This is a genomic window from Kitasatospora sp. GAS204B (genome assembly GCF_029892155.1).
Taxonomy (GTDB): Bacteria; Actinomycetota; Actinomycetes; order Streptomycetales; family Streptomycetaceae; genus Kitasatospora.
Map to the genome: position 1 here is coordinate 146,676 of NZ_JARZAG010000002.1, position 12,424 is coordinate 159,099.

10 protein-coding genes, 1 tRNA gene and 1 pseudogene are annotated in these 12,424 nt (G+C 70.8%); 5 read left to right on the forward strand and 7 right to left on the reverse strand.

The genetic code is table 11. The annotated features are described in order from the left end of the window. Positions 1-61 precede the first annotated feature (61 nt). The 3 genes from lysA to P3T41_RS03290 all read right to left on the reverse strand — a co-directional run bounded on the left by lysA (position 62) and on the right by P3T41_RS03290 (position 3,702). A complete protein-coding gene (lysA, locus tag P3T41_RS03280; RefSeq protein ID WP_280687433.1) occupies positions 62-1,462 on the reverse strand; it encodes a diaminopimelate decarboxylase in 1,401 nt (466 codons plus the stop codon). A gap of 63 nt (positions 1,463-1,525) precedes the next feature. Further along, a complete protein-coding gene (gene argS, locus P3T41_RS03285; RefSeq protein ID WP_280687434.1) occupies positions 1,526-3,187 on the reverse strand; it encodes an arginine--tRNA ligase in 1,662 nt (553 codons plus the stop codon). An 83-nt stretch (positions 3,188-3,270) separates the two neighbouring features. After that, on the reverse strand, positions 3,271-3,702 hold the full coding sequence (locus tag P3T41_RS03290) for a response regulator (protein WP_280687435.1): 432 nt from the start codon (positions 3,700-3,702) through the stop codon (positions 3,271-3,273). A gap of 136 nt (positions 3,703-3,838) precedes the next feature. On the opposite strand from P3T41_RS03290, the gene P3T41_RS03295 reads away from it, so the two are divergent. Further along, positions 3,839-3,910: transfer RNA gene (locus tag P3T41_RS03295), tRNA-Arg, on the forward strand. Between the two features lie 111 nt (positions 3,911-4,021). Here P3T41_RS03295 and P3T41_RS03300 read toward each other — a convergent pair. Continuing rightward, entirely contained in the window at positions 4,022-4,645 is a 624-nt protein-coding gene (locus tag P3T41_RS03300; protein ID WP_280687436.1) for a hypothetical protein, read from the reverse strand. Positions 4,646-4,790: 145 nt separating this feature from the next. Between P3T41_RS03300 and P3T41_RS03305 the strand changes: the two genes are divergently transcribed. The 4 genes and pseudogenes from P3T41_RS03305 to P3T41_RS03320 form a co-directional block, all read left to right on the forward strand. Further along, positions 4,791-5,111, forward strand: a complete 321-nt coding sequence (locus P3T41_RS03305; RefSeq protein ID WP_280687437.1) for an antibiotic biosynthesis monooxygenase — start codon at positions 4,791-4,793, stop codon at positions 5,109-5,111. Then, the gene (locus tag P3T41_RS03310; RefSeq protein WP_280687438.1) at positions 5,108-6,346 is read left to right on the forward strand and encodes a helix-turn-helix transcriptional regulator; all 1,239 of its coding nucleotides are present in this window, start codon (positions 5,108-5,110) and stop codon (positions 6,344-6,346) included. Before P3T41_RS03305 ends, P3T41_RS03310 begins: the two co-directional genes overlap by 4 nt. A 67-nt stretch (positions 6,347-6,413) precedes the next feature. Continuing rightward, a complete protein-coding gene (locus P3T41_RS03315; RefSeq protein WP_280687439.1) occupies positions 6,414-6,911 on the forward strand; it encodes an NUDIX domain-containing protein in 498 nt (165 codons plus the stop codon). Between the two features lie 24 nt (positions 6,912-6,935). After that, positions 6,936-7,484, forward strand: a pseudogene (locus tag P3T41_RS03320) (UTRA domain-containing protein); the annotation flags it as partial. An 83-nt stretch (positions 7,485-7,567) separates the two neighbouring features. On the opposite strand, the gene P3T41_RS03325 reads toward P3T41_RS03320, so the two are convergent. The 3 genes from P3T41_RS03325 to P3T41_RS03335 all read right to left on the reverse strand — a co-directional run bounded on the left by P3T41_RS03325 (position 7,568) and on the right by P3T41_RS03335 (position 12,314). Then, a complete protein-coding gene (locus P3T41_RS03325; RefSeq protein ID WP_280687440.1) occupies positions 7,568-8,632 on the reverse strand; it encodes a trypsin-like peptidase domain-containing protein in 1,065 nt (354 codons plus the stop codon). Between the two features lie 236 nt (positions 8,633-8,868). After that, positions 8,869-10,347 carry an MFS transporter gene (locus tag P3T41_RS03330; RefSeq protein ID WP_280688000.1) on the reverse strand — a complete coding sequence of 493 codons (1,479 nt, stop codon included), beginning with the start codon at positions 10,345-10,347 and terminating at the stop codon, positions 8,869-8,871. A gap of 221 nt (positions 10,348-10,568) precedes the next feature. Then, entirely contained in the window at positions 10,569-12,314 is a 1,746-nt protein-coding gene (locus tag P3T41_RS03335; RefSeq protein ID WP_280687441.1) for a DUF885 domain-containing protein, read from the reverse strand. Positions 12,315-12,424 lie beyond the last annotated feature (110 nt).

The following is a 12,424-nucleotide window of genomic DNA, read 5'->3' on the forward strand; positions in this document are numbered from 1 at the left end:
CAGTCTCGGGGACGATGCGGAAAGATCTACTGGCGTCTCAAGATTCGAGACGAGATTTCCGTCATCCGATATCGAGGCGCAGGAGATCCTCTTCCGTCTCGCGCCGCACGATCACCCGGGCCGTGCCCTGCGCGACCGCCAGCACCGGCGGCCGCAGCGCGTGGTTGTAGTTGCTCGCCATCGAACGGCAGTAGGCGCCGGTGGCCGGCACCGCGATCAGGTCACCGGGGGTCAGATCGGCGGGCAGGAAGGCGTCCCGGACCACGATGTCGCCGGACTCGCAGTGCTTGCCGACCACCCGCACCAGCATCGGTTCGGCCTCGCTGGTCCTGGAGACCAGGGCCACCGAGTAGTCGGCGTCGTAGAGCGCGGTACGGATGTTGTCGGACATCCCACCGTCCACGCTGACATACGTGCGCAGCCCTGGCAGCGGCTTGACGGTGCCGACCTGGTAGAGCGTGAACGCGGTCGGCCCGACGATCGCCCGGCCCGGCTCCACGCTCAGGCGCGGGGTGGCGAGCCGCTTGGCCGCGCACTCGCGCCGGACGATCTCGGCCAGCGCGGTGGCGATCTCCGCCGGCTCGCGCGGGTCGTCCTCGCTGGTGTAGGCGATGCCCAGGCCGCCGCCGAGGTCGATCTCGGGCAGCTCGACGCCGTACTCGTCACGGATCTCGGCCAGCAGCGCGACCACCCGGTGGGCGGCGACCTCGAAGGCGGCGGTGTCGAAGATCTGCGAGCCGATGTGCGAGTGCAGGCCGCGCAGCTCCAGGCCGGGCCGGGCCAGCACGTCCCGGACCGCCCGCGCGGCCGAGCCCTGGGCGAGCGAGAAGCCGAACTTCTGGTCCTCGTGCGCGGTGGCGATGAACTCGTGGGTGTGCGCCTCGACGCCCACCGTCACCCGGATCAGCACCGGCTGCCGCACACCCTGGCGCTCGGCGATCTCCGCCAGCCGCCCGATCTCCGCGGTGGAGTCGACCACGATGTGGCCGACCCCCGCCTTGACGGCCTGCTCAAGCTCGGCGACCGACTTGTTGTTGCCGTGCAGCGCGATCCGCTCCGGCGGCATCCCGCCGGCCAACGCCACCGCCAGCTCGCCCGGGCTGCACACGTCGAGGCTCAGCCCCTCCTCCTGCAACCAGCGGACCACGGCCTTGGAGAGGAAGGCCTTGCCCGCGTAGTAGACGTCCGCCGCCACGCCCTCGGCGCCGAACGCGCGGTGCCAGGCCCGGGCCCGGGCCCGGAAGTCGGCCTCGTCCACCACGTAGGCCGGTGTGCCGAACTCGGCGGCGAGCGCCGTGACCGTGATCCCGCCGACGGTGGCCACCCCGCTCGCGTCACGGGCGACCGTGCGGGACCAGACCTTGGGGTCCAGCGCGTTCAGGTCGCTCGGCGGCGCCAGGTAGTGGCCCTCGGGCAGCACGTCACCGTGCCGGGGACCTGCGGGGTGCGCGGAGCGGCTCATGGTGCGGCGCTCTCTCTCGTCGGGGTGCGCGGGTGCCGGCGACCGGCACCCGCGCGGTGGTTGCTACATCCGCTCGGGCGCGGAGACCCCGAGCAGGGCCAGGCCGTTGGCCAGGACGGTCTTGGTCGCCTCGACCAGCCAGAGCCGGGCGCGGTGGGTGTCGGTCAGCTCCTCGTCGCCCTTGGGCAGGAACTGGCAGTTCTCGTACAGCCGGTGGTACCGGCCGGCCAGGTCCTCCAGGTAGCGGGCCACGTGGTGGGGCTCGCGGTGCTGGCCGGCCTTGGCGACCACGCGCGGGAACTCGCCCAGCGCGCCGAGCATGTCGTTCTCCCACTCGGTGGCGAGCAGCTCGGGCTTGAACTCGGCGGCCGTGCCCTTGTCGACGCCCAGCTGCACGGCCTTGCGCGCCACCCCGCACATCCGGGTGTGCGCGTACTGCACGTAGTACACCGGGTTCTCGTTGGTCTGGCTGGTCAGCACGTTGATGTCGAGCGTGATGGTGGAGTCGGTGGAGGAGCGGCTCAGCGTGTAGCGGGCCGCGTCCACGCCGATCCAGTCGACCACGTCGTCGATGGTGATGATGTTGCCGGCCCGCTTGGACATGCGGACCTCCTCACCATCGCGCAGCATCTTGACGAACTGGCCGATCTTGACCTCGATGTTGCGGTTCATGTCGTCGCCCGCGCAGGCCGCGATGGCCTTGAGCCGGTTGACGTAGCCGTGGTGATCGGCACCCAGCATGTAGACGCTGACCTCGGAACCGCGGTCGCGCTTGGAGAGGTAGTAGGCGGCGTCGGCGGCGAAGTAGGTGGTCTCGCCGTCGGCCTTGATCAGGACGCGGTCCTTGTCGTCGCCGAAGTCCGTGGTGCGCAGCCAGATCGCGCCGTCCTGGTCGAAGACGTGGCCCTGCTCGCGCAGCCGCTCGATCGCCTTCTCCACGGCGCCGGAGTCGTGCAGCGACTTCTCCGAGAACCAGGTGTCGAAGTGGGTGCCGAACTCGTCCATCGAGCGCTTGATCTCGGCCACCATCAACTGCAGGCCGTGCACCCGGAAGGCCTGGAGCTGCTCGTCCTCGGGCAGCTCGAGGATGCCCGGGACGCCGTCGGTGATCGCCTTGGCGATGTCCACGATGTACTCGCCGACGTAACCGTCGGCCGGCACCGGCCGGCCGTTCGCGGCGGCCTGCAGCGAGGCGGCGAACTTGGAGATCTGCACGCCGGCGTCGTTCAGGTAGTACTCGGTGGTGACGTCCGCGCCGGTGGCCTTGAGGATGCGCGCCAGCGAGTCGCCGACGGCCGCCCAGCGGACGCCGCCGATGTGGATCGGCCCCGTCGGGTTGGCGGAGACGAACTCCAGGTTGATCTTCAGGCCCTTGAGCGCCTCGTTGCGCCCGTACGCCTGGCCGGTCTCGACGATGCTCCGGGCCAGCTCGCCCTGGGTGGCGGCGTCCAGCGTGATGTTGAGGAAGCCCGGACCGGCGATGTCCACCTTGGCGACGCCGGGCAGCTCTCGCAGGCGGGCGGCGACCAGCTCGGCGACCGCGCGCGGCGGCTTGCCGGCCGGCTTGGCGAGCTGGAGCGCCACGTTGGTGGCGTAGTCGCCGTGGTCGCGGTTCTTGGGTCGCTCGACCGTCACCGTCTCGGGGACGTCGACGGACAGTTCGCCCGCCTCGACGGCGGCGCGCACGGCGACCTGGACTGCGTGGGAGAGCTCTGCGGGTGTCACGCGCCCAAGCCTAGGCGAGAGGGGGCACCGGACCGCCACTCGGTTTACCGGTTGAGACTCGCGGGTCGCACCCGGGCCGTTCGCTACAGGCGAACATCCCCGCCGCCGAAGGTCATCCCGCCGTTGCGCCCGTGCTCCTTGATGGCCATCAGCCGGTGCACCAGCGCCACCAGATCCGCCGGATCGAAGGGCTTGCCGAGATACCCGTCCACCCCGACCGACTCCCCCCGGTCCAGATCCGCCGGCGTGCAGGCACTCACGATCGCGATCGGCAGCCGTGCGGTGGAGGACTCCGCTCGCAACCGCGCCGCCGTCCGCAGCCCGTCCAGCCGCGGCATCATCACATCCAGCGTCACCACATCGGGCCGCACCCGCCGGACGACTTCCAGGCACTCGGCGCCGTCGGCCGCGGTCACCACCTCGAAGCCCTCCAGCTCCAGGTTGACCCTGATCAGCTGACGGATCACCTCGCTGTCGTCCACCACGAGGACCCGCCCGGACACGCCTCCCGACACCTCTCGAGGGTAAGACGACCGAGGGGCGCGCGTCCGGGCTTTGCCGAGGTCGGGGAGAAACCCCTGCACGGAGCACGCCGCCGAGCTGGTAATGTTCTTCCCGTCGCAGCGATGCGGCGCAAGCAGGACAGAGCAGGCCCCCGTAGCTCAGGGGATAGAGCACCGCCCTCCGGAGGCGGGTGCGTAGGTTCGAATCCTACCGGGGGCACTTCGCGAGAAGTGCTGATCGAGGCCCAGGTCAAGCGACCTGGGCCTTCGTCATGTCCGGGGCCTTCGAGAAGTCGGGCGGGTCGACGTCTCAGTCGCAGCTGACGAGAGATCAGGCCGCTCTGCTCAACCGGAGGTCGACGAACGAGCAGTCGCGCAGAACTCGGACCAGCTGGGTGGCGAGTACCCAGCGGGCGCGCGGCTCCTGGGGTGTGGTGATGACGTCGGTAACGGCCGTAGGGGCGGGCCGGCCGGGACGGTAGAGGCTGCCGTACACGCCGCACGTCCCGAACTCCCGCGCTCGCACGGCCACGCAACCGCCCCGCAGGTGCGGGCAGCGCCGGGCCGCGATGTCCGCACAGCCGAGGCAGACCGGCGGGTGGGTGGCGGCCATGCCCTCGGGCCAGCCGGGCCAGTCGGTGCGGTCGTCCTTGAGCAACCAGAGGGCACCGTCCTCGGCGCGGTCGGCCGGCTCGCCGCAGACCTGGCAGAGCAGCGCCCGCATCGCCCGCCGCTGGCGCCCGAGGTGCACCCGCCCGAAGTCCGGCCGCCCGCGCCCGGGACCGAGCGTCATGCGGGCCCACAGGATGCCGTCGGCGTCGCGGTCATGCGGCGCCTCGTCGAGGTAGGCGATGCCGCCCGCGGGGTGGGCGACCACCTCGTAGCGGGCGTACTGCTCGGCGCTCCAGGCGGTGATGTAGGGAACGGCGTTCGATCGCGTGATGCCTTCGACCATCGGGTCCTCCGCTATGACGGGCGTAGCTCTCAGTAGCAGCTTCACCACAAGCTACTAACAGAGATTCTGCGAGTCAACAGAGAAACTGTGAGTAGTAGAATCTCTGCGTTTCTGGGATGCTGGCGACGACCACTAGGGAGGTTCAATGAGCAACGGTTTCGGTCTGGTTGTCCGCTTCGAGCTGCGCGGCCAGGAGGCAGCGGCCGGGTTCGACGAGCTGGTGGCACGAACGATCCCCGGCATCAAGGAACATGAGGCAGGCACACTCGCGTACGTCGTACATTCCGTGCCAGAGGAGCCGCACGTCCGCGTCTTCTACGAGCTGTACGCCGACCGAGCAGCCTTCGACGCTCACGAGCGACAGCCGCACACCATGGCCTTCCTGGCCGAGCGGGAGCAGTACCTGAGCGCGGTTCAGGTGACCTTCCTCCAGGCCGAGACGGGCAAGGGGCCGGTACCCGCGTGAGCACCCCCGAGGAACGGCGCGCCTTTGGCAAGCGGGTAGCCGAACTGCGGAAGCGACGTGGCCTGACACAGGACGAGTTGGCCGGCGCGCTCGGCCGGACGGCCAGTTGGCTGTCCCAGGTGGAACGCGGAGTTCAGCCCGTCAACCGCCTTGATGTGCTCCGTCTGCTGGCCGACGGGCTCGGCGTATCCCTGGAGGCCCTTCGCCCAGACGCGCTCACGGACCCGCCGGTCCCTGCACTCCCCGAACCGACCGAGCCGAACGACCTGGACCAGGCCCGGCTGTTGATCTCCGGGCATCCAGCGCCGGACATCCTGCTCGGCGATCATCCGATGTCCATGCCGGCTGATCTGTCGAACCTGCGGGCCACCGTCCACCGCGTCTGGGAACTGACCCACGAGAGCCGCTTCGCCGAGCTGAGCGTCACCGTCGGGGCACTGCTCCCCCAGATCGAGCACGCAGTCCGCACTGCTCCTGCTGAGGAACGGCCTGAGCTCTGGCTGCTGCTCAGCCGGACCTACCAGGCTCTGTCGGCCGCTTTCGCCCGTCAGGACGAAGGCGACGCTGCTTGGGTCGCGGCCGACCGCGCGATTCGGGCCGCCGAGCAAGCCGGCCAGCCACTTCAGGTTTTCGCAAGCGTCTCCCGGCTGGCGCAGGCCTTCGTACGGCTGCGGCGCCTGGATCAAGCCGAGCGTGTGGCGACCACCGGGGTCAGTGCGCTACTTCGGTTGGGTGACAGCGCGGAACCCGAAGCTCTCTCCTTGCTGGGCGCTCTGCAACTGGTCCTGGCCCTCACCCATGCCCGCGCTGGGGAACGCGGCAAGGCCCGCGAAGCACTCGGGCTCGCCAGGCAGGTGGCACAACGCATCGGGGAGGACCGCAATGACTTCAACACGGAGTTCGGCCCGACGAACGTCGAGATCCAGGCCGTAGCCCTCGCGGTGGAACTCGGTGATGCCGGTGAGGCCATCGAAATCGGACTGCGGATCGATCCCGGTGATCTGTCCGTCGAGCGTCGAGCCCGCCTGTTCCTGGACATCGGACGCGCGTACGCGCAGCGGCGTCAGAGCAGCGAGGCCCTCGCATGCCTGCTGAAGGCCGAGGAGATCGCCCCCGAGCTGATCCGCACTCATACGGTTGCCCGGACCACGGTTCGAGAACTTCTCCTGCTCACCGGTCAAACCGCTCCCCCGGAGCTTGTCGCGTTGGCTGAGCGTGCGGACGCACAGCCCTAGCCACGTAGGAGCTCTGCTGAGCCAAGGGCATCGCCGTAGCTCTGCGCCATCTCCTAGGCTCCTGTAGATGAGCAGCAGTCCTCCGCAGACCCCGTCAACGCCCCTCCACTCCGTTTCGGTGGCCGGTGCCGTCGTCCGCGAGGACGGCCGGGTCCTGGTGATCCGGCGGGCGGACAACGGAATGTGGGAACCACCGGGCGGGGTGCTCGAACTCGGCGAGACGGTGGAGGACGGCGTACGTCGCGAGGTGTTCGAGGAGACGGGCGTCGAGGTCAGCGTCGAACGCCTGACCGGCGTCTACAAGAACATGGTCCGGGGTGTGGTCGCGCTGGTCTTCCGCTGTCGCCCGGAGGGTGGCACGGCGAGGACGTCCGAGGAGTCGACGGCCGTGCGGTGGTTCACGGCCGAGGAGGTGCACAGGCACCTGAACGAGGTCTACGGCGTTCGCCTGCTCGACGCGTTGGCAGCCTCCGGTTCAGTCGCTCCCTGCATCCGCGCCCACGACGGGCATGAGCTGATCGATGTGCGGCAGAGCGGCCCTGACGGTTCGTCAGCCGTACGATGAAGGGCCGGGCCGGTTCAGCCCTACGGGGTGTTCGTCCGAGACTTCCGGCCGTTGCGGCGTCGGAGCATCCAGCGCCTGACCGAGGGCCAGCGGGGATCGGGCCGGTCGATCTGGTGGGCGGACATCGAGAACCGCACGCTGGTCGTCGACCAGGTCGCGGTCTCCGAGCAGGCGGCGCCGGAACTGATCGCCGGCGTGCTGGGCCTGGAGCCGGGTGAGCCGACCTGTGTCCGGCATCGGCGCTTCGTGCTCGACGGCAAGCCGGTCCTGCTCTCCACCTCGTACCTGCCCGCCTCGCTGGTCACGGGTACCGCGATCACGCAGCCGGACACCGGCCCGGGCGGCAGCTACGCCCGCCTCGCCGAGATCGGCGCGAAGCCGGTGCACTTCCGCGAGGAGATCCGCTCCCGGATGCCCACCCAGGAGGAGAGCGCCCAGCTGGAGTTGGGTGCGGGCACGCCTGTGGTCCTGGTCTGCCGCACCGCGTATGCCTCAGGAGGACGGGCGGTCGAGGTCAATGAAATGGTGCTCGACGCGGCGTCCTATGTGCTGGAGTACGACTTCGACGCGTGAGGTCCACCCTGGTGGCGCGCACGCTCCTGGTAGACGCGAAGGCCCGGGTCAGGTGACCCGGGCCTTCGGGCAGCACGCACCGCTCACCCCGAGGACGAGACCGCCAGCTGGTACAGGTTGCCGATCGTCGAGTCGAAGTACGCGCTGTACGAGATGTCCGGCGAGTTGCCGCCCTGCTGGTAGCCGCCGATGATGCCGATCAGGTTGCCGTCGGCGGTGTTGATCCAGGGACCGCCGCTGGTGCCGCTGGGGTAGGCGGGGCAGGCGATCTCGCGTTGGTAGGTGGACTGCTGGGTGGTGGCGTTGGAGCAGAGGATGGGGGCGTCGCTGCTGTTGGGGTAGCCGTAGAGGCGGACGGTGGCGGTGAAGGACTCGTTGAGGCCGAGCGGGTTGCCGCCGACCACGTCCTGGATCTGCTTGCCGTTGAGGGGGGCGACCTCGAGGAAGGCGAAGTCCTGGTCGGGGTCCTGGCTCTGGTTCCAGCCGTTGGTGGTGTAGAGCTGGGTGACCTGCCAGACGCCGTAGGGGGTCTGGCCGTTGCGGAAGGCGGGGGCGAAGACCAGGCCGTTGGTGTTGCCCACGCAGTGGGCGGCGGTGACCAGCAGGTTGCGGGTGGCGCTCTGCACCACGCTCGCCGTGCAGAAGTGGTTGCCGTCGGTGGCGCTGCCGCTGAACAGCGCGCCGACCCGGTCGGTCTCGGGGCCGGCGGGGGCCGTGGCCGTGGTGGGCGTGGCACGGTCGGTGGCGGTGTCGGCGGGGGACGGGGTGTCCGAGGCGGTCGGGCTGGGGGTGGGCGTCGGGGTCGGGGTCGGCACCGGGGTGGGTGTGGGAGTGGGCGACGGGGACGGCGTCGGCGTGTTCAGCGGCGGCAGCTGGGCCAGCGGCGCGGTCGCGGTGGACTTCGGGCCCGCCGGGGCGGCGGCGGACGGTGCCGGCGTGGGCGTGGGCGTGCCGGGCTTGGTGCCCTTGAGGTCCTTGACCTTGCCGGCGGTGGTCGCGGCCCGCGGTGAGGCGATCGCTCGCGCGGTGACCAGGCTGACGCACGCGACGGCGACCAGCACGGCGAGGGCGAGCGAGACGCCCAGGAGCATCGGACGGTTGACGGGACGGTGCTGCTGCCTGCGGAGGTCACGCTGCTGACTGGTCATCAGGACGGTGCTCCTGCCCGCTATCGGCGGCCTGGGGGCCGGCTGGTCGACACCCTCGGTGGGGCGCCTCGACTACCTGACGACTATCTCCCGCCTGGTTGGAAACGCGATGATGCTCGGCTGAGAGGCGTCTGAGAATCCACCAGGCGGCGGACGTCCGACGACCAGGCAACATCATGGCGGACGGTTCGTGGCGAGAGAAGCCCCAGCTGGGAGCGGATCCCGTGAGGAAATCGTCAGGCCGCCGCCCGGACCGCCGCCTCGGTGTCCTCGCCCGCCTCCGGCTCCGGGGCCGGCCGGTGGTTGATCATGAAGAAGGCCAGTACCGCGGCGAAGATCAGGATGCCGAACGCGACCGTGGTGGCCACCGTGTAGCCGTGCACGCTGGCGGTGGCCTGGACCAGTTTGTTCCCGGCGTCCTTGCCGACCAGGTAGGCGGTGGTGACGCTGGCGGCGATGGTGTTGAGCAGCGCGGTCCCGATCGAGCCGCCGACCTGCTGGGCGGAGTTGATGGTGGCCGAGGCCGCACCGGTCTCGCGTGGCGCCACGCCCAGGGTCGCCAGGCTCATCGACGGCATGAAGACCAGGCCCATGCCGACGCCGAGCAGGATCTCGGCGGGCAGCACCGTGGTCGCGAACGCGCTGCCCACCTTGAGCTGGGTGAGCCAGGCCATCCCGCCCGCGGCCAGCAGCAGGCCGGGCACGACCAGGTTGCGTGACGGCACCCGGTTCATCAGCCGGGCGGCGAAGCCGGCGGAGCTCGTGACGATCGCGGCGGTCATCGGCAGGAACGCGACGCCGGTCTTCAACGGCGAGTAGCCCTTGATCACCTGCAGGTAGTAGGTGAGGAAGAGGAAGAGGCCGAAGAGTCCGACCACGGCCAGGCCGACCGAGAGCGCGGCGCCACCCCGGTTGCGATCCTTGACGATGTGCATCGGCAGCAACGGATGGTCGGTGCGCTGCTCCGCGAGAACGAAGACGGCGAGCAGTGCGGCGCCGCCGAGCAGGCAGGCCAGGACCAGCGAGTCGCCCCAGCCGCGCGACTCGGCCTCCGAGGTGCCGTAGACGATGGCCAGCAACCCGCCGCAGCCGAGGAACGCGCCTGGCAGGTCGAGTGGGATCCGGGAGCCCTTGGCGATGAAGTCGCGGTGCAGCAGGCGCGACGCGCCCACGGCCGTGGCCAGCGCGATCGGCACGTTGACGAACAGGCACCAGCGCCAGTTCAGGTACTCGGTCAGCAGCCCGCCGGCGATGAAGCCGATCGCGCTGCCACCACCGGCGATCGCACCGAAGATGCCGAACGCGGTGGCGCGTTCCTTGGCCTCGGTGAAGGTGGTGGAGAGCAGCCCGAGTGCCGAGGGCGCGAGCAGCGCGCCGAAGGCTCCCTGGAGGGCGCGGGCGGCGAAGAGCATCGTGCCCGACGCCGCCGCGCCACCCAGGGCGGAGGCGGCGGCGAACCCGAGCAGTCCGATGATGAAGGTGCGCTTGCGGCCGTAGAGGTCCCCGATCCGTCCGCCGAGCAGCAGCAGTCCGCCGAAGGCCAGGGTGTACGCGGTGATCACCCACTGCCGGTCGGCGTTGGAGATACCGAGGTCGCGCTGGGCGGTCGGCAGCGCGATGTTCACGATCGTGATGTCGAGCACGATCATCAGCTGAGCGACGGCTATCACGGCCAGCGCCCGCCAGCGGCGGGGGTCCGGCACCGGAACGGCCATGGCAGGTTGCGCGGACACGGGAGGAGCCTTCCGGACGGGGGTGCCGTCGGCGTGCGCGGACGGCACTTCTCTCCAGCGAAGCTCGCGGTCGGGGGCAGGGCAAGCAGAAAAGGGGGTAAAGACGGATAAAAAGGGATGTTTTGTGCAAGCTTTAACAGTGCGCAAGCTGTAACAGCCGGCCGGGGCCCCGCAGGTGCGGTGGACGCGGGGCCCCGCCAACCTCACAGCTCGGCGAGCACCGCCGCCAGGTCGTCCAGCCCGAGCGAGCCCTGGGAGAGCGCCGCCATGTGCCAGGCCTTGAGGTCGAACTCCTCGCCGCGCGCCTCGTGCGCCGCCCGCGCCGCCGCCCGGCCGCGCAGCCAGGCCCGCTCGCCGAGCTTGTAGCCGATCGCCTGCCCCGGCATGCCGAGGTAGCGGACCAGCTCGCTGTCCAGCATCTCCTCGCCCAGCCCGCAGTACCGGCCGAAGAACTCGCGACCCAGCTCCGGGGTCATCAGCTCACCGGGGTGGAACGGCGCGTCGGCCGGGAACTCCAGGCCGACGTGCATGCCGATGTCCAGGATCACCCGCAGCGCCCGCAGCATCTGGGCGTTCAGGTAGCCGAGCCGGTGGCCGGGGTCGGTCAGGTAGCCGAGCTCGTCCATCAGCCGCTCGGCATAGAGCGCCCAGCCCTCCATGTTGGCGCTCACCCCGCCCAGGCTGACCTGGTAGGTGGAGAGGCTGCCCGCCACGTAGTTCCACTGGGCGAGCTGCAGGTGGTGGCCGGGGACGCCCTCGTGGTACCAGGTGCTGACCAGGTCCCAGATCGGGAAGCTGTCGCGGCCCATCACCGGCAGCCAGGTCTGGCCGGGGCGGCTGAAGTCCAGCGAGGGGGCCGAGTAGTAGGGGGCGCTGGCGGTGCCAGCCGGGGCGAGCTTGGACTCGACCCGGGTGATCGGCTCGGCCAGGTCGAAGTGGGCGCCCTGCAGATCGCGGATCGCCTGGTCCATCAGGCCCTGAAGGTACTCGCGGGCCGCCTCGGCACCCTCGATCGCGGGGCCTTCGGTCTCCAGCCAGCGCATCGCCTCCATCGGCGTGCCGCCGGGCAGCACCTTCTCGGCCTCGACCCGCATCTGCTCGGCGATGTCCTGGAACTCGGTCCAGGCCCACCGGTAGGCCTCGTCCAGGTCCAGGTCCGCGCCGTTCCACAGCCGCGCGAAGCGCAGGTAGCGCTCGCGGCCGACGGCGTCCGGAGTACCGGCGGCGGCCGGGGTGTAGACCTCGGCCAGCCAGTCGCGCAGCACGGCCAGCTCGGCGGAGGCGGCGACCGCATGGCCGGTCAGCTCGGCCCGCAGGCCCTCGGGGGCCGGGGTGACCAGGGCGCCGAACCAGCCGGCCGCCTGGCTCGCCTCGTCGGCCGCCGGGTCGGCGGCCAGCCACTCGGCGAGCTGGCCGATCACCGTCTCGACCTGCTGCGGCCCGGCCGTCAGGCCGCGCTCCAGGCCCTCGGCCAGGGCGGCCCGGTACTGCTGGACGGCCAGCGGGAAGCGGGCCAGCCGTCGCCCGAGCCGGGCCCAGTCGTCCTCGGTCTCGGTGGGCAGCAGGGTGAAGACCTCGCGGGTGTTGTGCAGCGGCGAGCCGAGGTTGCGCAGCGCGCGCAGGTCCTCGCCGGCCTCGTGCACCGCCAGCTCGGCGGTCAACCGCTCGCGCAGCAGCCGGGCGCAGCGGCGCTCGGCCTCGGGGTCGGTGGCCGTGGCGAGCAGCTCGGCGGCCTCCGCCAGGTCGAGCTCGGCCAGCGTGCGGCGGGCCAGCTCTGCGGTGGCGGCGTGGCCGGCCGGGGAGAGGTCGGGGAGGCGGTCGTCCTCCGGGTTGAGGCCGAGGTAGACCGCGGTCAGCGGGTCGAGGTCGGCGAGTGCCTGGACGTACGCGTCCGCGATGGTGCGCGGCGTGCGGACGTCGACGGCGGCAAGAGTCGGTTCGGAAGCCATCCGGCCATCCTTTCGCAGCCCGGACGCTTTGCAACAGGCTTTCCGCACCCGGGTCGCGAGATCGACGACGGGAGCCGGCCCGCACGATCCCGGCCCACCGCGCGGGGTTC